Origin of the sequence: Rhodococcus sp. PvR044, from assembly GCF_040548995.1 — a bacterium.
GTDB classification, from domain to species: domain Bacteria; phylum Actinomycetota; class Actinomycetes; order Mycobacteriales; family Mycobacteriaceae; genus Rhodococcus_G; species Rhodococcus_G oryzae.
This window is the reverse complement of the sequence record NZ_JBEPSX010000004.1, coordinates 269,316-291,046: the sequence shown is the minus strand read 5'-3', so window position 1 is coordinate 291,046 and position 21,731 is coordinate 269,316. Positions and strand designations below refer to the sequence as shown.

Annotated in this window: 19 protein-coding genes; 6 read left to right on the top strand and 13 right to left on the bottom strand. The window is 70.4% G+C overall.

The features are described from left to right. Positions 1–93: 93 nt before the first annotated feature. The 5 genes from dapC to ABIC28_RS12255 all read right to left on the bottom strand — a co-directional run bounded on the left by dapC (position 94) and on the right by ABIC28_RS12255 (position 5,431). A complete protein-coding gene (gene dapC, locus ABIC28_RS12275) occupies positions 94–1,182 on the bottom strand; it encodes a succinyldiaminopimelate transaminase (protein ID WP_097212623.1) in 1,089 nt (362 codons plus the stop codon). Between the two features lie 40 nt (positions 1,183–1,222). Next, the gene (gene fdxA / locus ABIC28_RS12270; RefSeq protein WP_097212554.1) at positions 1,223–1,546 is read right to left on the bottom strand and encodes a ferredoxin; all 324 of its coding nucleotides are present in this window, start codon (positions 1,544–1,546) and stop codon (positions 1,223–1,225) included. Between the two features lie 188 nt (positions 1,547–1,734). Beyond that, the gene (locus ABIC28_RS12265) at positions 1,735–2,547 is read right to left on the bottom strand and encodes a hypothetical protein (protein WP_354579057.1); all 813 of its coding nucleotides are present in this window, start codon (positions 2,545–2,547) and stop codon (positions 1,735–1,737) included. Continuing rightward, on the bottom strand, positions 2,544–5,129 hold the full coding sequence (locus ABIC28_RS12260) for a bifunctional FO biosynthesis protein CofGH (protein WP_097212624.1): 2,586 nt from the start codon (positions 5,127–5,129) through the stop codon (positions 2,544–2,546). Before ABIC28_RS12260 ends, ABIC28_RS12265 begins: the two co-directional genes overlap by 4 nt. A gap of 107 nt (positions 5,130–5,236) precedes the next feature. Further along, positions 5,237–5,431 (bottom strand): Rv3202a family protein, encoded by a 195-nt coding sequence (locus ABIC28_RS12255; RefSeq protein ID WP_097212556.1) that lies wholly within the window; start codon positions 5,429–5,431, stop codon positions 5,237–5,239. A gap of 153 nt (positions 5,432–5,584) precedes the next feature. Here ABIC28_RS12255 and ABIC28_RS12250 point away from each other — a divergent pair, with 153 nt between their 5' ends. From ABIC28_RS12250 to ABIC28_RS12230, 5 genes are all read left to right on the top strand, one after another. Continuing rightward, positions 5,585–6,064 (top strand): PH domain-containing protein, encoded by a 480-nt coding sequence (locus ABIC28_RS12250; protein ID WP_097212625.1) that lies wholly within the window; start codon positions 5,585–5,587, stop codon positions 6,062–6,064. A 134-nt stretch (positions 6,065–6,198) separates the two neighbouring features. Then, the gene (locus ABIC28_RS12245) at positions 6,199–7,659 is read left to right on the top strand and encodes a PH domain-containing protein (RefSeq protein ID WP_354579208.1); all 1,461 of its coding nucleotides are present in this window, start codon (positions 6,199–6,201) and stop codon (positions 7,657–7,659) included. A 33-nt stretch (positions 7,660–7,692) separates the two neighbouring features. Continuing rightward, complete coding sequence (locus ABIC28_RS12240; RefSeq protein ID WP_354579054.1) at positions 7,693–10,704, top strand: alpha-mannosidase; 3,012 nt, start codon at positions 7,693–7,695, stop codon at positions 10,702–10,704. Between the two features lie 98 nt (positions 10,705–10,802). Next, positions 10,803–11,801: an esterase/lipase family protein gene (locus tag ABIC28_RS12235; RefSeq protein ID WP_307861277.1), complete on the top strand. Its 999-nt coding sequence runs from the start codon at positions 10,803–10,805 to the stop codon at positions 11,799–11,801. A gap of 61 nt (positions 11,802–11,862) precedes the next feature. Further along, on the top strand, positions 11,863–12,555 hold the full coding sequence (locus ABIC28_RS12230; RefSeq protein ID WP_245221638.1) for a uracil-DNA glycosylase: 693 nt from the start codon (positions 11,863–11,865) through the stop codon (positions 12,553–12,555). A gap of 28 nt (positions 12,556–12,583) precedes the next feature. Here ABIC28_RS12230 and ABIC28_RS12225 read toward each other — a convergent pair whose 3' ends face one another. The 6 genes from ABIC28_RS12225 to typA all read right to left on the bottom strand — a co-directional run bounded on the left by ABIC28_RS12225 (position 12,584) and on the right by typA (position 19,466). Continuing rightward, on the bottom strand, positions 12,584–13,003 hold the full coding sequence (locus ABIC28_RS12225) for a hypothetical protein (protein WP_354579052.1): 420 nt from the start codon (positions 13,001–13,003) through the stop codon (positions 12,584–12,586). 23 nt (positions 13,004–13,026) lie between these two features. After that, a complete protein-coding gene (locus ABIC28_RS12220) occupies positions 13,027–13,185 on the bottom strand; it encodes a hypothetical protein (RefSeq protein ID WP_179800604.1) in 159 nt (52 codons plus the stop codon). A 108-nt stretch (positions 13,186–13,293) separates the two neighbouring features. Continuing rightward, on the bottom strand, positions 13,294–14,670 hold the full coding sequence (gene gad / locus ABIC28_RS12215) for a glutamate decarboxylase (protein ID WP_269589390.1): 1,377 nt from the start codon (positions 14,668–14,670) through the stop codon (positions 13,294–13,296). Positions 14,671–14,817: 147 nt separating this feature from the next. Then, a complete protein-coding gene (gene mshB / locus ABIC28_RS12210) occupies positions 14,818–15,696 on the bottom strand; it encodes an N-acetyl-1-D-myo-inositol-2-amino-2-deoxy-alpha-D-glucopyranoside deacetylase (RefSeq protein ID WP_354579049.1) in 879 nt (292 codons plus the stop codon). Continuing rightward, positions 15,693–17,399 carry an ABC transporter family substrate-binding protein gene (locus ABIC28_RS12205; RefSeq protein WP_097212628.1) on the bottom strand — a complete coding sequence of 569 codons (1,707 nt, stop codon included), beginning with the start codon at positions 17,397–17,399 and terminating at the stop codon, positions 15,693–15,695. The genes mshB and ABIC28_RS12205 overlap by 4 nt, the downstream gene beginning before the upstream one ends. A gap of 159 nt (positions 17,400–17,558) precedes the next feature. Beyond that, complete coding sequence (typA, locus tag ABIC28_RS12200) at positions 17,559–19,466, bottom strand: translational GTPase TypA (RefSeq protein WP_097212562.1); 1,908 nt, start codon at positions 19,464–19,466, stop codon at positions 17,559–17,561. Between the two features lie 329 nt (positions 19,467–19,795). On the opposite strand from typA, the gene ABIC28_RS12195 reads away from it, so the two are divergent. Continuing rightward, positions 19,796–19,972 carry a hypothetical protein gene (locus tag ABIC28_RS12195; RefSeq protein WP_097212563.1) on the top strand — a complete coding sequence of 59 codons (177 nt, stop codon included), beginning with the start codon at positions 19,796–19,798 and terminating at the stop codon, positions 19,970–19,972. 27 nt (positions 19,973–19,999) lie between these two features. Here ABIC28_RS12195 and ABIC28_RS12190 read toward each other — a convergent pair whose 3' ends face one another. Together ABIC28_RS12190 and ABIC28_RS12185 are read right to left on the bottom strand one after the other, a co-directional pair. After that, the gene (locus ABIC28_RS12190; protein WP_354579046.1) at positions 20,000–21,193 is read right to left on the bottom strand and encodes a lipase family protein; all 1,194 of its coding nucleotides are present in this window, start codon (positions 21,191–21,193) and stop codon (positions 20,000–20,002) included. A gap of 118 nt (positions 21,194–21,311) precedes the next feature. Beyond that, a complete protein-coding gene (locus tag ABIC28_RS12185) occupies positions 21,312–21,728 on the bottom strand; it encodes a (deoxy)nucleoside triphosphate pyrophosphohydrolase (RefSeq protein ID WP_097212565.1) in 417 nt (138 codons plus the stop codon). Positions 21,729–21,731: the final 3 nt, after the last annotated feature.

Genomic DNA, 21,731 nt, shown 5'->3' with positions numbered 1-21,731 from the left:
CCGCGAGGGGACGCTGCAGGGGCGGTACCCCGGCAACGAGGAACTCCGCCCCCAGGCTAGCGCCGTGGCGGGTCCGCGGCCAGGTAACGAGGGTCAGGCAGTGAGTCGCGTCGCGGCGGCGGCGATCCGCTCGTCGGTCGCGGTGAGCGCGATCCGCACGTGCCGCCTGCTGCCGGGGCCGTAGAAGTCACCGGGCGCGACCAGGATGCCGCGGTCCGCGAACCAGTCCACGGTGTCCCGGCAGGCCTCCTCGCGGGTGGCCCACAGGTACAGGCCGGCCTCCGAACTGTCGACCGTGAACCCGGCGGCGCGCACGGCGGGCAGCAGCACCTCGCGGCGCGCGCGGTACCGCTCGCGCTGCGCGTTCTCGTGCGCGTCGTCGTTCAGCGCCGCGGTCATCGCGGCCTGCACGGGGAACGGCATGATCATCCCGGCGTGCTTGCGCACCTCGAGCAGTTCCGCGACCAGGGCGGCGTCGCCGGTGATGAAGCCGGCCCGGTAGCTGGCCAGGTTCGAGGTCTTCGACAGCGAGTGCACCGCAAGCAGGCCGGTGTGGTCGCCGTCGCAGACGCGGGGGTCGAGGATCGAGTACGCCTCGGCCTCCCAGGTCAGGCCCAGGTAGCACTCGTCGGAGACGACGATCGCGCCGCGCTGCCGGGCGAAGTCGACGACCTTGCGCAGGTGGTCGATGCCGAGCACCTTGCCGGTCGGGTTCGACGGCGAGTTGATGAAGATCAGCGCCGGGCTCTCGGGGCCGAGCCGCATGGTGCCGTCGGCGCGCAGCACCCTGGCGCCGGCGAGCAGCGCGCCCACCTCGTAGGTGGGGTAGGCGACCTCGGGGATCACGACCAGGTCATCGGCGCCCAACCCCAGCAGACGCGGCAGCCAGGCGATCGCTTCCTTGGTGCCGATCGCGGGCAGCACGGCCGCCGGATCGAGCCCGGTGACCCCGTACCGCCGGGTCAGCGCACCGACCGCGGCCGCGCGCAACTCGGGGGTGCCGTGCGTGGTCGGGTATCCCGGCACCTCCGACACGGAGGCGAGCGCCTCGCGGATCAGCGGGTCCACCGGATCGACAGGCGTGCCGACGGAGAGGTTGACGATCCCGTCGGGGTGGGACTCGGCCTTGGCCTTGGCCTCTGCCAACGAGTCCCAGGGGAAGTCGGGCAGCCCCGCGGACACGGGAACCCGGGTGCGACCGGTCACGGTGGTACCGAGCAACTCAGTGCTCGCCCATCGGCGGCAGCGCCTTGATGAACGGCGGGTCGTAATCAACCTTGCCGAGCTTGGCGGCGCCACCGGGAGATCCGAGCTCGACGAAGAAGTCGACGTTCGCGCTCACGTAGGCGTTCCACTGATCCGGGACGTCGTCTTCGTAGAAGATCGCCTCGACGGGGCAGACGGGCTCGCAGGCGCCGCAGTCCACGCACTCATCGGGGTGGATGTAGAGCATGCGGCCACCCTCGTAGATACAGTCGACAGGGCATTCCTCGATGCACGCCTTGTCGAGAACATCCACGCACGGTTCAGCAATCGTGTAGGGCACTGCTGCTCTCCCTGCCTTTCGTCAAAAACCATCACGCCGGGCGAACCCCCATGTCCGCCCACGAGTTACCAGTATCTCCTCCCCGAGCCGGGCACACCCGCTTAGGGTGCCCTGACCGCCGGATTCGACGCGAAACCGGGGAACACCCACAGACTACTGCGGAGCGGCCCGGGGCACCGGGTCGAAAGTCAGACGCTCGACAGGCCCTGCAAGCCCGATCTGCCCGCCGCCGTCCGCACCGTGTGGCCGTCGATCCAGCGCTGCCCCTGCGCGGCCGCCCGGGCGAGGGCGCCCCGCTCACCGAGGTAGTCCGCCACCGCGCCGACCAGGGGCAGCTTCCCGAGGGTCCGATAGGGCTGGCCCGGCCTCGGCCGCTTCCCGAGCTCGTCGGGGATCGCCCGGAGCATCCGGGAGGTGGTCCACATCGCGCCGAGCAGGGCGAACGGCCGCCAGGACGAACCGGCCTCGGGGGGCGTCGCATCCGGGTGCGCGAGCAGCGTCCTGGCGTCGGTCTGCCTGCGGCAGAGCACCGAGGCGAGCAGATCCACCTGGGCGCTGCGATCGGTGACGCCGAGCTCCCTGGCCACCGCGACCAGCACCAGCGTCTGATTCGCGAACGCCAGCAGGTCCTGGATCGGCAGCCGCCGGACGAGCGGGCCGAACACGCCGGGAAACGCCACCGCGATGGTGTTCAGCGCGCCTAGCCGGGTCACCCACCATCGGGCGCGACGCTCGTCGCTCGCCCGCTCCCACGCCGCGGTGCCGGGCACCTCGGCGACATCGAGCAGCCAGGCCGCCGCGTCGAGCACCTTCTCGAGAACGCCCCCCGTCGCTTCGCTCGTCCCGACGATCGTGCGCTGCTCGGCGGTAGGCGTGAACGTCCTCGCCTTGATCCGCAGCGGATCGGTGCTCATCAGATCGAGCACCGGGTTGATCCCCCAGGCCGCGCGGTCGAGCACCGCGACGACCCTGCCGTCGCCGATCCGAACCGTCTCGCTCATGCCACTCCCACCCTTTCGGCATAACCGGTCGTGCGCTGCCGGGCCGGGCGTCCGATCCCCTCGGCGATCGCCCGCAGCTCCGCGACCGTCATCTCCGATCCGTGCTGCGAACCGGCCATCCGCGAGATGGTCTCCTCCATCAAGGTGCCGCCCAGGTCGTTGGCGCCGCCCTGGAGCATCGCCTGGGTCCCCGCGACCCCGAGCTTGACCCAGCTGGTCTGGATGTTGTGGATCCGCCCGTGCAGCATGATCCGGGCCAGCGCGTGCGCGGCCCGGTTGTCGCGCTGCGTCGGCCCCGGCCTCGACGCCCCGGCCAGGTACAGCGGGGAGCTCTGGTGCACGAACGGCAGCAGCACGAACTCGGTGAATCCGCCGGTGCGGTCCTGGATTCCGCGCAGCACGTTGAGATGCCCCACCCAGTGGTGCGGCTGGTCGACGTGCCCGTACATCATCGTCGAGCTGGATCGCAGACCCACCTCGTGCGCGGTGGTGACCACGTCGATCCAGGTGCTCGTCGGCAGCTTGCCCTTGGTGAGCACCCAGCGCACCTCGTCGTCGAGGATCTCCGCCGCGGTGCCGGGGATCGAGTCCAGGCCGGCCGCGCGCAGGTCGGTCAGCCAGTCCCGCACGCTCTGCCCGCCGCGTGAGGCGCCGTTGACGATCTCCATCGGGCTGAAGGCGTGCACATGCATCGACGGCACACGCGCCTTGACCGCGCGGACCAGGTCCGCGTAGCCGGTGACGGGCAGCTCGGGATCGATGCCGCCCTGCATGCACACCTCGGTGGCCCCGGCGACGTGCGCCTCCCAGGCCCGGTCGGCCACCTCGGCGGTGGACAGGGTGAACGCGTCGGCGTCGCCCTTGCGCTGCGCGAAGGCGCAGAACCGGCAGCCGGTGTAGCAGATGTTGGTGAAGTTGATGTTCCTGTTCACCACGTACGTGACGTCGTCGCCCACGGCGTCACGGCGCAGGGCGTCGGCCAGCGCGACCATCGCCTCGAGGCCCTCGCCGTCTGCGGTCGCCAGGGCCCGGTACTCGTCGTCGGTGCAGGCGCCGGGGTCGCGCTCGGCGCTGCGCAGCGCCGCCAGCACCTCGGAGTCGAGCCGCACCGGCGCGCCCTGGTTGGACAGCTCGAGGACCTGTTCGCGGACCGAGTCCCAGTCACCGAACGCGCTGCCGAGGTCGCTGCGGGTCTCGGTGTTGCGGCCCTCGGTGTCGATCGCGGTGTTCAGGTCGATGCGCCCGGCCGACACCCACGCCTCGTCCGGCTCCTGCCAGGGCAGGCCGGTCGGTCGGGTGTCCGGCCTGGCCAGCCCGGTCACCGGGTCGGCGAGGGCCTGGACGTGCGCGGAGATGCGGGGGTCGATCCACGGCGAGCCGGCGAGCACGTACGGCGGCTGCGCGGCCGTCCGCTCGGTGAGGGTGTAGCCCGCCTCGGCGGTGATCGCGGCCAGCGTGTCGAGGTTCGGCCACGGCCGCTCGGGGTTGACGTGGTCCGGGGTGAGCGGCGAGACGCCGCCCCAGTCGTCGACGCCCGCGGCGATCAGGGCGAGGCACTCGTCGGCGGACACCAGGTTCGGCGGCGACTGGATCCGCATGCCGGGCCCGAGCAACAGCCGGGCGACGGCGATGGCGGCCCGGAACTCCTCGATTCCCGCGTCCGGCGCGTCGCGCATCGCGGTGTCGTCCTTGGCCAGGAAGTTCTGGATGATGACTTCCTGGATGTGACCGAACGCCTTGTGCGACTTGCGGATCGCGAGAATGGACTCGGCACGTTCGGTCATCGTCTCGCCGATGCCGACCAGGATGCCGGTGGTGAACGGGACCGAGAGCCTGCCCGCGTCGGTGAGCGTGCGCAACCGCACGGCCGGATCCTTGTCGGGGCTGCCGTAGTGGCATTCGCCCTTCTCGGTGAAGAGCCGGGTGGACGTGGTCTCGAGCATCATGCCCATCGACGGCGCGACCGGCTTGAGCCGTGAGATCTCCTCCCAGCTCATCACGCCCGGGTTCAGGTGCGGCAGCAGTCCGGTCTCCTCGAGCACCCGGATCGACATCGCGCGCACGTAATCCAGGGTGGAGTCGTAGCCCCGGGACTCGAGCCACTCCTGCGCCTCCGGCCACCGCTCCTCGGGCCGGTCACCGAGGGTGAACAGCGCCTCCTTGCAGCCGAGTTCGGCGCCGCGGCGGGCAATGTCGAGCACCTCGTCCGGGTCCAGGTACATCCCCCGGCCCTCGGCCCGCAGCTTGCCGGGGACGGTGACGAACGTGCAGTAATGGCACTTGTCGCGGCACAGCCGGGTCAGCGGGATGAACACCTTGCGCGAGTAGCTGACCGTCTTCGGCCGCCCCGCCGCCTCGAGGCCCGCGTCGCGGACCCGTGCCGCCGAGGTGCACAGATCCTCGAGGTCGGCACCGCGGGCGTGCAGCAGCACCGTCGCCTCGTCGACGTTGAGGGTGGCGCCGTCGCGAGCGCGGCGCAGCGCCCTGCGCATCGCGGACGCCGAAGGGGCCGCCAGACCTGCGGGCGGAGCCGGTGCACCCACCTGCGCGGATCCCGACGGCATCGCGGGATCGGGCAGCATCGCGGGCGTGGTCGAGGGGGCGTCGTCAGTGCTCACGCGTTCGATCATGCGCCATCACCCGTTGGACCTGCCAGGGGGAGGCCTCCCACCGCAGCAAACGCGCCCCGTCACCCGTGCGGATACTCGTCGTCGTCCGGCACGACACGCGCCTGTTCGGCCGCGTCGGCGTCGTTGACCTCGAGCGAGCCGGGCGCCACTTCCGCCGTGGTGTCCGCGTCGTCCTGCTCGACGACAGGTGTCTCCTGCTCGGCGTGGTCGGCCTCGGGGACCTCGGGTCCGGAGGCGGGATCGAATCGGTCCATGGTCGTTCCTTCCCTCGCCTCTCCCAGGCTAACCCTCCCGAGGACCCGTGGGCGTGGGGCGACATCGGCCGAAACCGACGGATGATCGCACTGCGACGGCACCAGATCGGGCAGGCTGGAGAGGTGAGCACTCCCCCGCCCCCCGTCGTCACCATGGCCGACCCCCAGTGGCGACCCAGCACCCGCGCCCCGCAGTTGTGGGCGATCAACGCCGCGCTGATGTGGATCCCGGTCTTCATCGCCCAGATCGTCTGGGGATTCGTCGACGGGCGCTGGACCACGTGGCCGCACGTCGCGGTGTTCGTCGTCAGCCTCGCGGTGGCGGCGACGCACGTCCTTGTCGTCCCGCAGTGGCGGTACCGCGTGCACCGCTGGGAGATCAGCGCCGACGCGGTGTACACGAAGACCGGATGGTTCACCCAGGAGCGCCGCATCGCCCCGATCTCCCGGGTGCAGACCGTCGACACCGAGCGTGGACCGCTCGACCGGATGCTCGGCCTCGCCACGGTCACCGTCACCACCGCCTCGTCCGCGGGTGCGGTCACCATCACCGCGCTCGACCGCGAGGTCGCGGACCGGACCGTCGCGCAGCTCACCGAGATCGCGGGCCGCAACGTCGGGGACGCGACGTGACCGCACCAGGGCATCCTGCCCCTCCGCACTACGCGACACCGCACCCCGCGCCCGGTACCGCCCCACCGGAGGCCTCGGGCGCAGCCGCGTTGGCGGCCGAGCAGGAACAGCCGTGGCTGCGGCTCGACAAGCGGATGTTGCTCGTCCATCCGGTCGACGAGGTCGTCAAACTGCTACCGGTGCTGCTGATCTCACTGGTCGTCGGCACCCAGAGCGGCAACCACACGTTCGGTCTGATCGTCGTCGCCGTCCTGGTGGCGTACGCGCTGCTGCGCTGGTTCACCACCAGTTACCGGATCGGCCCGGTCCACGTGCAGCTGCGCACCGGGGTGTTCCAGAAGAACCTGCTCTCGGTTCCGCGCAACAGGATCCGCTCGGTCGACGTGGAATCCGGTGTACTGCACAGGGTTCTGGGCCTGTCCGTCGTCCGGATCGGCACCGGCCAGCAGTCCGGACACGGCGACTCCAAGAGGTTCGAACTCAACGCGCTCGATTCCGCCCTTGTCCCCGCCCTGCGCGCGGCCCTGCTGGCCGGCCACCGGGAACCGGCGGCGCCCGTCGATGCCGAGGCGGCGCAGCTGGGAGCGGACGCGGGTACCCCGCGCCGAGAAACGGAGATCGCGCACTGGACACCCGCCTGGGTCCGCTACGCACCGTTCTCCGTCACCGGGGTGCTGACGGTGGCCGCCGCGATCGGCCTCGCCTTCCAATACGGGCTCGGCAAGCGGATCGCCGATTCCTCGGCGGTGAGTCGAGGAGTCGACTCCATGCAGCACCTGGGCATCGCCGCCGCCGTCGCGCTCGGGCTGGTCGCGCTCATCGTCGTGGCGAGCGGGCTCTCCTGCGTGCGCTACCTCATCGCGTTCGGCAACCTCCGGGTCACCGACAACGGCAAGGTGCTGCACGTCAGCCACGGCCTGCTCAAGATCAGGCAGACCACCCTGGACAGGGCCCGGCTGCGCGGGACCTCGCTGCGCGAGCCGCTGCTGCTGCGGGCCGCGGGCGGCGCCCACCTCGACGCGATCATGACCGGGATCAGCTCCGGCAAGGGACAGTCCACCCTGCTGATGCCGCAGGCGCCGCGGGCCGAGGCCGAGCGGGTGGCGGCCGTCGTCCTTGGTGGCGACCACTCCCCCGTGGAACTCGCCCCACACGGCCCGGCCGCCAGACGCCGCCGGCACACCCGGGCACTGCTCCCGGTGGCAGCGCTGGCCGTTGCGACCGCGGTCGCGACGGCGATGGGGGTGCCGCTGGGGTGGCAGGCGTGGGCCGGCCTCGCGGCCCTGGCCGCGGCCGCCACCGCGCTGGCCTGGGACCGCTATCGGGGCCTCGGTCACGCCACGCCGCCCGGATGGCTCATCACCCGCAGCGGCTCGCTGGACCGCAGTCGGGCCAGCCTCGAGGCCGACGGCATCATCGGATGGACCGTGCGGCAGAGCTGGTTCCAGCGGCGCGCCGGCGTCGCCACCGTGGTGGCGGCCACCCCGGCCGGGGCAGGCCACTACGAGGTCCTCGATCTGCCCGCCGACCGCGCCTGGGCCCTGATCGAGACGGTGACCCCTGGCGCGGGGGACATCTGGACCCGCGACACCTGAGCCGATCCCCTCATCGACGCACGGAGGACACCGATGCACGACGATCGCGAAATCGTGGAGGAGCGGCTGCGGCGGTTCGTCGATCAGCGGCTCGGCGGGGCGCTCTACCGGGACACCGTCCCGGCCGAGCTCACGGCGTGGCAGGTGCCGGGCGAGCCGGTGCCTGTCACGGAGGCACTGAGGCAGGAGTTCGCGCCCATCGCGATCGGGACCCGCTGGGGCAGGCCGTGGGGGACGATGTGGCTCCACGTGACCGGGCGCGTGCCGGATCGCTGGCGGGGCCTGGGCGACGACGTCGAGGTGGAGCTGGTGGTCGACCCCGGCTTCACTGGCGGCCCCGGCTTCAACGCCGAGGCGCTCGCCTACCGCCCCGACGGCACCGTCATCAAGGCGATCTCCCCGTTCAACACCCATCTTCCGGTTGATCCGCACCGGCCGGTCGACCTCTACCTCGAGCTGGCCGCGAATCCCGATGTGGCACGGAGTTTCGGCTTCCAGCCCACCACCCTCGGCGACCTGGACACCGCGGGCGAGGAACCGATCTACCAGCTCCGCCAGGTCGACTTCGCGCTTCGCGACCGCACGGTGTGGGAGCTGACCCAGGACATCGCGGCGCTCAGCGGCCTGATGCATGCGCTGCCGTTCGACCTGCCACGCAGGCACGAGATCCTGCGCGCCCTCGAGCGGATGCTCGACACCGTCGACCCGGACGACATCGCGAGCACCGCCGCCGCCGGCCGCGAGCAACTGCGCGAGGTGCTGGCGCGACCGGCCTACGCCAGCGCGCACAACCTGATCGCCGTCGGGCACGCGCACATCGACTCGGCCTGGCTGTGGCCGGTGCGCGAGACCATCCGAAAGTGCGCCCGCACCTTCTCCAATGTCGTTGCGCTGATGGACGATCACCCGGACTTCCGGTTCGCCTGCTCGTCCGCGCAGCAGCTCGCCTGGGTCAGGGACGGCTATCCGGAGCTGTTCGAACGGATCCGAGACAAGGTCGCGGCCGGCCAGTTCGTCCCGGTCGGCGGCATGTGGGTGGAGGCCGACACCAACATGCCCGGCGGCGAGGCCATGGCGCGGCAGTTCGTTGCGGGCAAGCGGTTCTTCCTCGACGAGTTCGGCGTCGACACCCGAGAGGTCTGGCTGCCCGATTCGTTCGGCTATTCGGCCGCGCTGCCCCAGTTGGTCCGCCTGTCGGGGTCGCAGTACTTCCTCACCCAGAAGATCTCCTGGAACAAGACGAACCGGATGCCGCACCACACCTTTCGATGGGAGGGCATCGACGGCACCCAGGTCTTCACCCACTTCCCCCCGGTGGACAAGTACAACTCGGACCTGTCCGGACACGACCTCGGTCACGCCCAGCGCAACTACCGGGAGCAGGGCGCGGGGACGGTGTCCCTTGTCCCGTTCGGGTGGGGCGACGGCGGCGGCGGGCCGACCCGCGAGATGCTGGCCGCGGCCGAGCGGACCCGTTCGCTCGAGGGCTCACCCACCGTCACGCTGGACTCGCCCGCGAACTTCTTCCGCCGGGCGGAGGCCGAGTACCCCACTCCGCCCGTGTGGTCCGGCGAGCTGTATCTGGAGCTGCACCGCGGGACCTACACCTCGCAGGCCAGGACCAAGCAGGGCAACCGGCGCAGCGAGCACCTCCTGCGCGAGGCGGAACTGTGGGCGACCACGGCCGCCGTGCGGGCCGGCGCGCACTATCCGTACGACGAGCTCGAGCGGCTCTGGCATCTGGTGCTGCTGCAACAGTTCCACGACATCCTGCCGGGCAGCTCCATCGCGTGGGTGCACCGCGACGCCGAACGCAACTACGCCGCCGTCGCGGCCGGTCTGGAGGAGATCATCGCCGACGCGGCGGGAGCACTGACCGGAGCGGGCTCGGCGACCCTCACCCTCAACGCGAGCCCCCAGGCGCGCGACGGTGTGCCCGCGCTCGGCATCGCGACCGCCGTCCCCGAGGCCGCCCCCACCCGGATCACCGGGCGCGGCAAGGGTTTTGTCCTCGACAACGGCCTCGTCCGGGTCACGATCGACCGCGACGGCCTGATCACCTCGCTGACCGATGCCGACACCGGACGCGACGCCATCGCGCCCGGCGCGGTCGGCAACCTGCTCCAGCTGCACCGGGACGTGCCGAACCAGTGGGACGCCTGGGACATCGACGAGTTCTATCGCCACACGGTGACCGACCTGCGGGATCCCGACTCCGTCGATCGTGACGGCGACTCCGTTGTGGTGCGCAGGTCGTTCGGGGACTCGACAATCGTGCAGCGGCTCGAGCTCGCCGCAGGCGCCCGCGCGCTGGAGATCAGCAACGAGATCGACTGGCACGAACGGCAGAAGCTGCTCAAGCTGGCCTTCCCGTTCGACGTGCACGCCGACCGCAGCGCCGCGGAGACACAGTTCGGCCACGTCTTCCGGCCGACGCACTCCAACACGTCCTGGGACTTCGCGAAGTTCGAGATCTGCGCGCACCGCTGGGTGCACGTCGGTGAGCCCGGGTACGGCGTCGCGGTGGCCAACGACGCCACCTACGGCCACGACATCGGACGCTCCGCCCGGCAGGACGGCGGCAGCACCACGACGGTGCGTCTGTCGCTAGTGCGCGCGCCGCTGTACCCCGACCCGACCTCCGATCAGGGCGCACACACGTTGCGGGTCTCCGTCCGGCCGGGTGCCACGATCGGCGACGCCGTCGCCGAGGGCTATCGGATCAACCTGCCGCCGCGCACGATCACGGGCGGCGCGCCGGTCGAACCGCTCCTGCGGGTGTCGAATCCCGCGGTGGTGGTGGAGGCCGTCAAGCTCGCCGAGGACCGCGGCGGCGACGTCGTGGTCCGGCTGTACGAATCCACCGGCGCCAGATCGACCGCGCTGATCGACGTGGACTTCCCGCACGCGGGCGTCGAGACGGTCGACCTGCTCGAACGGCCGGTGGCCGCCCCCACCGGCGCGACGGTCGACGGCGACGCGATCACGGTGACGCTGAGGCCGTTCCAGGTGCTGACGCTCAGAGTGCGAGCGGCGGCAGACTGACCGAAGAGGGCATTCTCCTGCGCCGACCCCGTCGGGGGTGTTACAGATGACGGCTGCACTGTCTCGCATTTCCCGCACCCAGCCCCAGGAGTACTCATGTGAACGACCGGCTCCGCGCGGTCGCGACGAGCGTCGCAACCGTCGCACTGTTCGCCCTCACCACCGCGATCCTCCCGTCGGCGACGGCGTCCGCCCAGTCCTCGATGACGGGTTCGGCCGCGGAGCCCGAACAGGGACTGCTCGCGGGCGCGAACGACTGGGAATGTGAGCCGTCGCCGGAGCACCCTCGACCGGTCGTGCTCGTGCACGGCACCGGCAGGAGCATGCAGGAGAGCTGGGGCAACACGGAGAACCCGAGCGACCAGGGCCCGCTGATCAAGCCGCTCAAGGACGATGGGTACTGCGTCTTCGCGCTGAACTACGGCTTCGCCCCCTCACTCTTCCTCGGCCCGACCCCCATCCCGGCGGGCCGGGACTGGTGGGGACACGCGGCGATCGAGGACGCGGCCGTCGAACTGGCCGAGTTCGTCGACAAGGTTCGGACGGAAACCGGTTCCGCGCAGGTCGACGTCGTCGGGCACTCGCAGGGCGGCACCGTGACCCGGCAGTACCTCCGGTTCGCCGGCGGGGCGGACCAGCAGAACCCCGCGAACAGCAAGGTTCACACCCTGGTCATGCTCGCGCCGTCCACCCACGGGACGAGCTACCGCGACCAGTACCCGACCGTGGAGGCGGCCAGGGCAGCGGGCGCCTCGAAGTCCTCGCAGCAGCAGATCATCGGATCGGAATTCCTGGCCACACTCAACGCAGGCCAGGAGACGTTCCCGGGGATCGACTACACCGTCATCGCATCGAAAACGGACCGGACCATCACCCCGTACACGGGGTCGTTCCTCGACGCCGCCCCCGGACCGTCCCTCCGCAATGTGTACGTGCAGGACGAGTGCCAGAACCAGGACCTCTTTGTCGGGCACTCCAGGAAGAGCTTCGACACCGGCCCGAATCCGCAGGTCGGGCTCCTCGAACACCCCGCTCCGGTCTTCCTCGCGCGCAAGGCGCTCGATCCGAACCTCCAGGGCACGATTCCCTGCTCCTGACGGGCCCGGACCACGCGCGGGTACCGTCGGATCTGTGGAAGCCCATGCCACCCTCGCCGAGATGGACGGTGAGCTCGTCAACTGCAGACGCTGCCCGCGGCTCGTCGAGTGGCGCGAGCGCGTGGCCGTCGAGAAGCGGGCCGCGTTCCGCGACGAGACCTACTGGGGCAGGCCCGTTCCCGGGTTCGGGCCGGCCGATGCCGCGCTGTTGATCGTCGGGCTCGCCCCCGCCGCGCACGGCGGGAACCGGACCGGTCGGATGTTCACCGGTGACCGCAGTGGCGACGTGCTGTACGCGGCGCTGCACGCGGTCGGGCTGGCGAACCAACCGACCGCGGTCAGCCGCGACGACGGCCTGCGGCTGCGTGGGGTCAGGGTCACCGCACCCGTGCACTGCGCTCCCCCGGACAACAAGCCGACGCCCACCGAGCGGGACACCTGCCGCCGCTGGATCGACGAGGAACTGCGGCTGCTCTCGCCGACCCTGCGGTCGGTGGTCGTGCTCGGCGGATTCGGTTGGCAGGCACTGTTTCCCGCACTGACCGACGCCGGCTGGGCGGTACCGCGGCCGCGGCCGAAGTTCGGCCACGGCGCCCACATTGTCCTGCCCCCGACCGGTGACGGCAGCGCGCTGGAGGTGTTCGGATGCTTCCACGTCAGCCAGCAGAACACCTTCACCGGCAGGCTCACGCAGGCGATGGTCGAGGCGATGTTGTCCGACGCCGGTCGGGCTGCGGGGTTGCTGCCCCCGTAGCCGACACCCTCCTATTCGCCCGCCGCTCCTAGGCCCGGCGGGCGGAGTTGCCGCGCGCGACGGCGTCCTCGGAGGCGAACCTCAGCAGGAGCAGCCCGGCGGGCACCACCGCGAGTCCGAACAGCACCAGGGTCAGCGGGCTCGCGAGCAACAGGGCGTCCCCACCCGGACCGCCGAACATGCACAGCACGAAGCCGAGGAACCAGCCGACCAGCGGCAGCGCCGCCATCGATGCCCGGTCGGTGACGGTGCGGGCCCCGAGCACCAGCAACACGTTGACGACACCCGCGGCGAGCGCGCTGATCGGAAACGCCACCGAACCCAGGTAGGTGGGCAGGAAGAGCACGGCCAGCACGGCCGTGAGCGCGCCGTCGAACATCAGCAGGCCGAGAATCGCCGAGTCGAGGATGCGGCGCCCGGTCGGTGCGGGGCTGGTGCCGGATGTCATGGCACCAATCGTAGGCGGGGGCTTCAGCCCACCGGCGGGTAGCCGAGGAGCGTGAGCAGGTGACTCTGCATGTCGACGAAGTTGTACAGCGCGTTCATGTACATCTCGTGATGCTGTTCCGAGTAGGGGCGCAGCGAATCCACGAATGCCACGATCGCGTTCTGAACACTCCAGTTGTACATCGACATCCTTCCGTCAGCCCGACCCGGCTATGACCCACATCACAGTCTAATCGGATTGGGGTCGGCCGTCACAGCCGACCCCATGCCTCGGGAGGAACCCGAACCCCGTCAGTGATGGAACCCTTCCCGCGCCTCGTCGGACGGCGTGCCCCCGGCCAGCCGCGCCAGCGATCGACGGATGTCCTCGGCCAGCAGGGAGATCACATCGCGGGAGATCCCGTGCCGAACCAGGACCCGCTGGATGACTGTCTCCTGCCGGTTCGCGGGCAACGGGTACGAGGGCACCTGCCAGCCGCGCCTCCGCAGCTCATCGCTGAGGTCGTACAGCGAGAAGCCCGCCGTCGCCGGGTCGGTCAGGGTGTAGGACACCGCGGGCAGCCCGCCGGTCCCGTCGTAGAGCAGGGTGAACGGCCCCATCGTCTTGATCTCCTCGGCGAGGGCCTGGGCGGTTTCGGCACACGTCTGCTGGATCATGCGATAGCCCTCGCGGCCGAGGCGCAGCAACAGGTAGTACTGGGCGACGATCTCGCCGCCCGGCCGGGAGAAGTTGAGCGCGAAGGTCGGCATGTCGCCGCCGAGATAACTCACCCGGAACACCAGGTCCTCGGGCAGCAGGTCCGCCGACCGCCACACCACCCAGCCGACCCCCAGCGGGGCCAGTCCGTACTTGTGACCGGAGGTGTTGATGGAGGCCACTCGCGGGATACGGAAGTCCCACACCAACTCCGGCTGCACGAACGGGGCGATGAATCCCCCGCTGGCCGCGTCGACGTGAACGGGCACATCCAGCCCGGTGTCCGCCATGATCGCGTCCAGCTCCGCCGCGATCTCCTCGACGGGCTCGTAGTCGCAGGTGTAGGTCACGCCGAGGATCGCGACGACACCGATGGTGTTCTCGTCGACGTACTCCCGCAATTGGTGCGGACGTATCCCCGTCGCGCCGGGCTCGAGCGGGATCTGGCGCAGTTCCACGTCGAAGTACCGGGCGAACTTGTCCCAGCAGATCTGCACCGGCCCGCACACCAGGTTCGGGCGGTCGGTGGGCTTGCCCTCCGCCTGCCGCCGCTCGCGCCAGCGCCATTTGAGGGCCAGCCCACCGAGCATGGCGGCCTCGCTCGATCCGGTCGTGGAGCAGCCCATGGTGTCGCGTCCGGAGGGTGAGTTCCAGAGGTCCGCCAGCATGTGCACACACCGGGACTCGATCTCCGCGGTCTGCGGGTACTCGTCCTTGTCGATCATGTTCTTGTCGAGGCAGTCGTTCATCAGCCGGTGGACCTCGTCCTCCGACCAGGTCGAGCAGAACGTCGCGAGGTTCTGCGAGGAGTTGCCGTCCAGCTGGAGTTCGCTGTGGATCAGTGCGTAGGCGATCCGCGGGTCCGACGCTTCTTTCGGCATCTGGTACTTCGGCAACACTTCTCGGCTGAGCGGCGTCGAGTAGATGTCTTGGGCGTCCCCGCCCCTGTCGGTGACCCTGTGCAACGCCATCGGGCTGATCCCTTCGTGATCCGGAAATCGACAATCGATCTGGATACAACGTGCGAGAAACTCAGGTACGACTGATGAAGCACACCGAGGGTAACCCGGATCGGGTCACCCCGTGGGGCGACTGGAAGCCTTCGGGGCGGCCGCGTGCTAGAAAGCGATGCTGGAGAACAGGTCCCGCTCGCGCCCGTCGGCGTCGACCGCACCGCGGGCGCCGCGCGCCAGAACGTAGTGTTCCTCGGCCAGGATCGGCTGCGCCACGTTGTTCGACAGCGCGTACTCCGAGCCGGTCTCCGACACCGTCACCTGCGTCGCGTGCGCGGTCAGCGCCGACCGCTTGGCCTCGAGCACAGCCCGCACGTCCACCGCGGCGGTCACCGTCTCGTCGAGCACACAGGGCAACTCCCCCGGCTCCGGAATCCGCCACGACGACGGGATCTCGGTGATGCACTCGATCCCCTGTGCCAACGAGTTCGCCTCGGTGACAGTCCAATACACCTTCGTCGGCTCCCAGGGCCGACCCGCAGCCGGATACATATCGGTGCCCGCGGCCAACGCCGCTGCCATCGTGAAGCGGTGCGCCTGGATGTGATCGGGGTGGCCGTAGCCGCCGTCCGGGTCGTAGCAGACCACCACGTGCGGACGGACCTCCCGGATCACCGCGACCAGAGCCTCGACCGCCTCCTCGGGGTCCGCGTTCACGAACGCGCGCGGGTTGGCGGCTGACGGGGTGCCGATCATGCCGGAATCCCGCCAGCGACCCGCCCCGCCCAGGAACCTGGGGCCGTCGACGCCCAGCGCCGCGAGCGCCTCGGTCAACTCGAGGATGCGGTAGCCGCCGAGCTGATCGGCCCGGTCCGCGACGAGGCCCGCCCACCGCTCACCGATCACCTCGCCCTCCTCGCCGAGCGTGCAGGTCAGCACGGTCACCCGCGCGCCCTCGGCGGCGTACCGCGCGATGGTGCCCCCGGTGGTGAGGGTCTCGTCGTCGGGATGGGCGTGCACCAGCAGCAGTCGACGTTCGCTCACTGCGGGCTCCTTGACCAGCCGGCGGCATCGGCGAAGATGCCGACCTGGATCGCGCCGGTCAGCGAAACACCCTGGACGCCCGGCCCGGCCGCGACCACGGTCGTGTCCTGCAGGACGGGCAGCACGGCGGCGAGATCCCACAGCTTCGGCTCGGCCTGAGCGATCACGTGTCCGACGTCCGCGGTTCCGCGGAGCGCCTCGTCGATGCCCGCCTGCAGGGCCGCGTCACAGAGTCCCGACAGATTGCTCGGGGCAAGCGGATCGGGCACGACGTCGGGCTCGGCGTCCGTCGACTCGCCTGCGCCGGACGGTGCCGGGGCCGCAGGCGGGGGGCAGGCGAACCGGGAGGCCATCGAGGTCGCCGGGTCGGAGCCCGCGCGCGCCCAGCCGACCACGGCGTCGACCTCGCCCTCGACGAGCGACTTGCCGTACAGCTCGTCCGGCCTCATCGTCGTCACCGAGGCATCGACCCCGGCGCCGCGGAGCTGGTCGGCCGCCGTGTTCGCGACCGCGATGGCGGAGTCGTCGCCCTCCGGCGCACCGATCACCAGGGCCAGCTGATCGCCGTCCTTCGCGGTCCTGGCCGTCGCCGTCTCACCGGGGCCGTCGACGAGGGTGTGAACCCAGCCCGCCTCGGCGAGCAACCCGAGCGCCTGCTCGCGGCTCGGCGCGGGCGGCGCGGTCGGGACGTAGCCCGGATCGGACGGCGCCAGCACCTGGGCCCGGGCCGGCGTCGCGTTCGCGCCGGTCGGGGTGCCTACGGAGGCCAGCAGGTCGGGGCTGAGCAGCCCCATCAGACCGCGACGCAGCCGCTGGTCGGCGAGCGCGGGGACCCTGCCGTTCAAGGTCAGCTCCAGTACCCGGGGCGCGGGGGTGACGGCGGCGCGCACCGAGGGGATCGCGGCCAACTGAGCCTGCAGCGGGCCGCTGCCCCGCACCTGCGCGACCTGGGCGTCACCGGAACGGATCGAGTCCGCCAACTGCGCGGACGAACCACCGCGACGCATGAGGATCTGGTCGGGGGTCGCGGGCTTGCCCCAGAACCGGTCGTTGCGTTCGAGCAGGATCTCGTCGCGGCCGCGGTCGATGGACTTGATGTGGAAGTCGGCGCCGGACACCGGGATGTTCTCCGCCAGTCCGCGGGTGAACCCGCCCGGCGAGTCCTTCACCAGGTGCGAGGGCAGCAGGTCCGTGAACAACTCCCGCCACGCCGGATACGGCGAGCTCATCGTGACGGTGACGGTCTTGCCGCCGCCCGAGGAGCCGATGTCGGTGATGAGGCCGTAGCCGGCCGGGTCGACGACGCCGGGCTGGCTGATCATCTGCCGCCACAGGTAGCGGAAGTCCTCGGCGGCGATCGGCGCGCTGTCGGACCACTGCGCCTCGTTGCGGAGCTGGTACGTGACCGTGAAGGGATTCTGGGAGGTGACGTCCGCGGAGATCAGCAGGGACTCGTCGGGGAGCCAGTCCGTGCCGCCGGGCCGGGTCGGGCTGGGGACCGGACGGAAGGCGCTCGGCAACACCATCGAGCTGACCGCCGACGTGACCGGCGACTGGTCGGAGAGCAGGTGCGGATTGAAGCCGAGGCCCACGTCGTCGATCGCGACAACGACGGTGTTCTTGGTGGGCACCGCCGTCGTCGGCTTGGGACTGTCGGTGCTCTCCACCGGCGGCGGCGGGTTCGCGGTGCAGCCCGCCAGCATCAGGCCGGCGACAAGGGCTGTCGCGATCGGCAGGATCTGTCGGGTTCGTCGTCCCGCTCGATGCACTCGCACGTCCCTTTCGATCTACGGCTGTAAACGCCTGTGCGCGGCTGACGGGTCCGCAGACTCGTCAACCGCGCACAGGCGCGAAGCGCAACTCTACAGCGCGGCCTTGTCGCGGGACTTGCTGCGCGAGCGCTCGCGGGCGCGGTCGGTCTGCGACAGGTGCACCTTGCGGACGCGGACCACCTCGGGGGTGACCTCGACGCACTCGTCGCCTGCACAGAACTCCATGGCGCCCTCGAGCTCGAGCTTGATCGGCTTGGCCAGGGTCTCCATCACGTCGGCGGAGGACTGACGCATATTGGTCAGCTTCTTCTCGCGGGTGACGTTGATGTCGAGGTCTTCCTGACGCGGGTTGATGCCCACGACCATGCCCTCGTAGGTGTCCGCGCCGGGCTCGACGAAGAAGGTGCCGCGGTCGGCGAGCTGGATCATCGCGAACGGGGTCACCGAGCCGGTGCGGTCGGAGACGAGCGAACCGGTGTGGCGCGCGCGGATCTCTCCCGCCCACGGCGCGTAGCCGTGGAAGACGGCGTTGGCGATGCCGGTGCCGCGGGTCTCGGTGAGGAAGTCGGTGCGGAAACCGATCAGGCCACGCGAGGGGACGATGAACTCCATGCGGACCCAGCCGGCACCGTGGTTGGCCATCTGGACCATCTTGCCCTTGCGGTTCGCCAGGAGCTGGGTGATGGCGCCGAGGTACTCCTCGGGGCTGTCGATGGTGAGCTCCTCGAAGGGCTCGTGCACCTTGCCGTCGACCTGGCGGGTGACCACCTGCGGCTTGCCGACGGTCATCTCGAAGCCCTCGCGGCGCATCTGCTCGACCAGGATGGCCAGCGCGAGCTCACCACGACCCTGCACCTCCCATGCGTCCGGGCGACCGATGTCGAGGACCTTGAGCGAGACGTTGCCGACGAGCTCCTGATCGAGACGCGACTTGATCATGCGGGCGGTCAGCTTGTGGCCGCTGACCCGGCCGACGAGCGGCGAGGTGTTGGTGCCGATGGTGACCGAGATGGCGGGCTGGTCGACGGTGATCCGCGGCAGCGCGACCGGGTTCTCCAGGTCGGCGAGGGTGTCGCCGATCATGATGTCGGGGAAGCCGGCGACCGCGACGATGTCACCGGCGACGGCGACCTCTCCGGGCTGACGCTCGACGCCGACGGTCTGCAGCAGCTCGGTGATCTTGGTCTTGGTGACGACGGGCTCGCCGTCGACCTCGCGCATCCAGGAGACGGTCTGGCCCTTGCGGAGCTCGCCGTTGTGGATGCGGACCAGGGCCAGGCGGCCGAGGAAGGCGGAGGCGTCGAGGTTGGTGACGTGCGCCTGCAGCGGCGCGTCGACGGTGCCCTTGGGTGCCGGGACGTTCTCCATCAGGACCTCGAACAGCGCGTCGAGGTTCTCGGCGTCGGGGGCCTGGCCGTTCTCGGGCTGGACCTTGCTGGCCTTGCCCTCACGGCCGGAGGCGTAGAGCACCGGCAGGTCGAGGGCGAGCTCGGCTGCCTCGGCGGCCTCGTCGTCCAGATCGGACGCCAGGTCGAGGAGCAGGTCGTGGCTCTCGGAGACGACCTCCTCGATGCGGGCGTCGGGACGGTCGGTCTTGTTGACGACGAGGATGACGGGCAGCGAGGCGGCGAGCGCCTTGCGGAGCACGAAACGGGTCTGCGGCAGCGGGCCCTCGGAGGCGTCGACGAGCAGCACAACGCCGTCCACCATGGACAGGCCGCGCTCCACCTCGCCACCGAAGTCGGCGTGGCCGGGGGTGTCGATCACGTTGATGACCGTGATCGAACCGTCCTCGTTGTGCTTATGCACGGCGGTGTTCTTCGCGAGGATGGTGATGCCCTTTTCGCGCTCCAGGTCACCGGAGTCCATCACGCGGTCGACCAGTTCGGCACGCTCGGCGAAGGCGCCGGACTGCCGGAGCATGGCGTCGACGAGGGTGGTCTTGCCATGGTCGACGTGTGCGACGATGGCAACATTGCGGAAGGTGGTGCTGGGCACGCTGCGGTCTCCTGGCTGGCTTGATTCAGCCACGCGAAACCTAGGCTCGCACGGCTCGGGCGGCCGCGTCGCGAATGCGAATCCATCAGCACAGGACGACCTGTGCAGGCATTGCGGCCAGCTAGATACTACCCGCCCGCGGCAATTCCGCCGAAAACGAGTTGTGAATCACCCTGGATCTGCTACTCGGTCAACCACAAGGACCGAGCGAGCGGGCCGCCGAGCCCGACCGCGGCACGCGCCTGCGCCGGGCCGATTCGTGAGGGCAAGCTAACCTCGGGTAGGCCGGGACGATCCGGTATCCGACCGGGCAGGAGGGCCGAGCCGACATGGGCAAGGTCAAGGCGAAGAAGGTCTCGAGCCTCAAGCCGAAGAAGAAGTGCTGCCGCAGCAAGACGCGGTGCCTCAAGTGTCCCGTCGTCATCATGCGGATGAAGAAACTCGAGAACGAGGGCGTCACGGGCAAGGACCTGAAGAAGGGGCTCAAGAAGGCACGCGCCTCCTGAGCCCCTCCCCGTCGCGCGTCGCCCGGATCAGCAGTTCGGCGTTGTCGGACGGCCGACGACGCGGTCGTCGAGCCACTTGTAGGCGGGCGGCATCCCGACAAAGGCCCCACCGACATGATCGACGCCAAGTCCGGGGGCGTACTGGACGTCGACCCCGCGGTTGCAGTACTCACGGACCACTCCGGTCATCCCCCGGTCCGGGATCAGCACGTCCTTGGTGTCATGGAAGACGAACAGCGGCATGCCCGGCGTGGCGGCGGTGCGTGCCAGCGAGTTCTCCTCGATGGCGGCCTCGACGCTCGGGATGGTGAGGATGTCGCCCACCTTCGAGCACTGGGCGAGGCTGATGCCCTTGGTCTTGCCGAGCAGGTCCGTCAGGCACCCGTCGGTGAGCGTATTGGCGAACTCGATCCCCTCTGGGGTGAGGTATTCCTGCGGCCTGACCTTGTCCGGGAACTCCCTCGACAACCCGAGCAGGGTGCCCCAGGCGGTGAAACCGACGGCCGGCTGCTTCTCGCTCAGCCCGGCCAGGTCGCCGGGGACCCCGCCCTCGGCGACACCGATGACATTGAGTTCCGGCGCGTAGGTGGACTTCTGTTCGGCCGCCCATGCGGTCGCGTGCCCGCCGCCCGAGTAGCCGTACATGACGACCGGTGACTGCGAGAGCCCAAGCGGCTCAAAGCGTTGCGCGGCACGAATGCCGTCGAGCACGCCGTGTGCGGTCTGTCGTCCGGCGATCCAGGCCATCTCGGGGCCCTGGTAGTCGGAGGCGACGACCGCATAGCCGAGCGCGAGCATCGGCGAGATGAGGGCCAGGTCCTGGGACTTTCCCGCGGGCAGGGTCACCGAGGGGTTGCACGCCAGACCGAGGGCGTCCATCGCCTGCTGCTGGGAGAGCAGCGGGCGGGCCCCCGGTCCGGTCCACGGGCGATCGGGGACCATCACCGTCGCCGTCGTGGTCACCGGCACCCCGAACGAATCGGTGGTGCGGTAGAGCAGCTGGGTGGTCTTGACCACCGGCCACGGAGTGTTCGCCGGGAAGCGGACCTCCACCGGACGGCTGCGGATCACGTCCCCTTTCGCGTACCCCGACAGATCGGCCGGCCCCTGGAACCAATTGTCCGCCAACGGCGTCGGACCGGGCAGCGGTTCGGCGGCCGCCGCGGGGGGCACCCCCAGTGTCAGCGCGGCGGCACAGGCCGCCACCAAGCCGAGGATCACCCCATGGCTGACGCCTCCCCCTCGATACGCCGATGATCAGTACCAGCGTGGCACGGAAACGGCTGGGGACAACGGGTTTCCGGGCGCGACACGCGATGGAGGCGGCCTGCCGCCACAACTATTCCGCGTGCAGCACCGCCATCAACTCCGCCAGCCACGCCCTGTCGTTCGGCACCAGATCGGCGGCGGCGAGCTCCGGCCCGGTCACCCAGCGCACCGCGGAATGTTCCAACGCGGTCGGGGTCCCGTCACACAGCGACACCAGGTAGGCGCGCAGGACCATGCCCTTCGGCAGCGGCACGTCCACCCCGATCCGGTCGCCGACCACGGTGTCGACACCCAGTTCCTCGCGGAGCTCGCGGCGCAGGCCCTGCGCCGGGGTCTCCCCCGGCTCGATCTTTCCGCCGGGCAGCTCCCACATGCCTGCCAGTTCCGGCGGCGCGACCCGCTGCGCGAGCAACAGCCGACCGCCGGCGATGATCGCCGCCGCCGCGACCTCTCGCACCGCATTCGTTTCCGCCCGGGCTTCATGCATGGC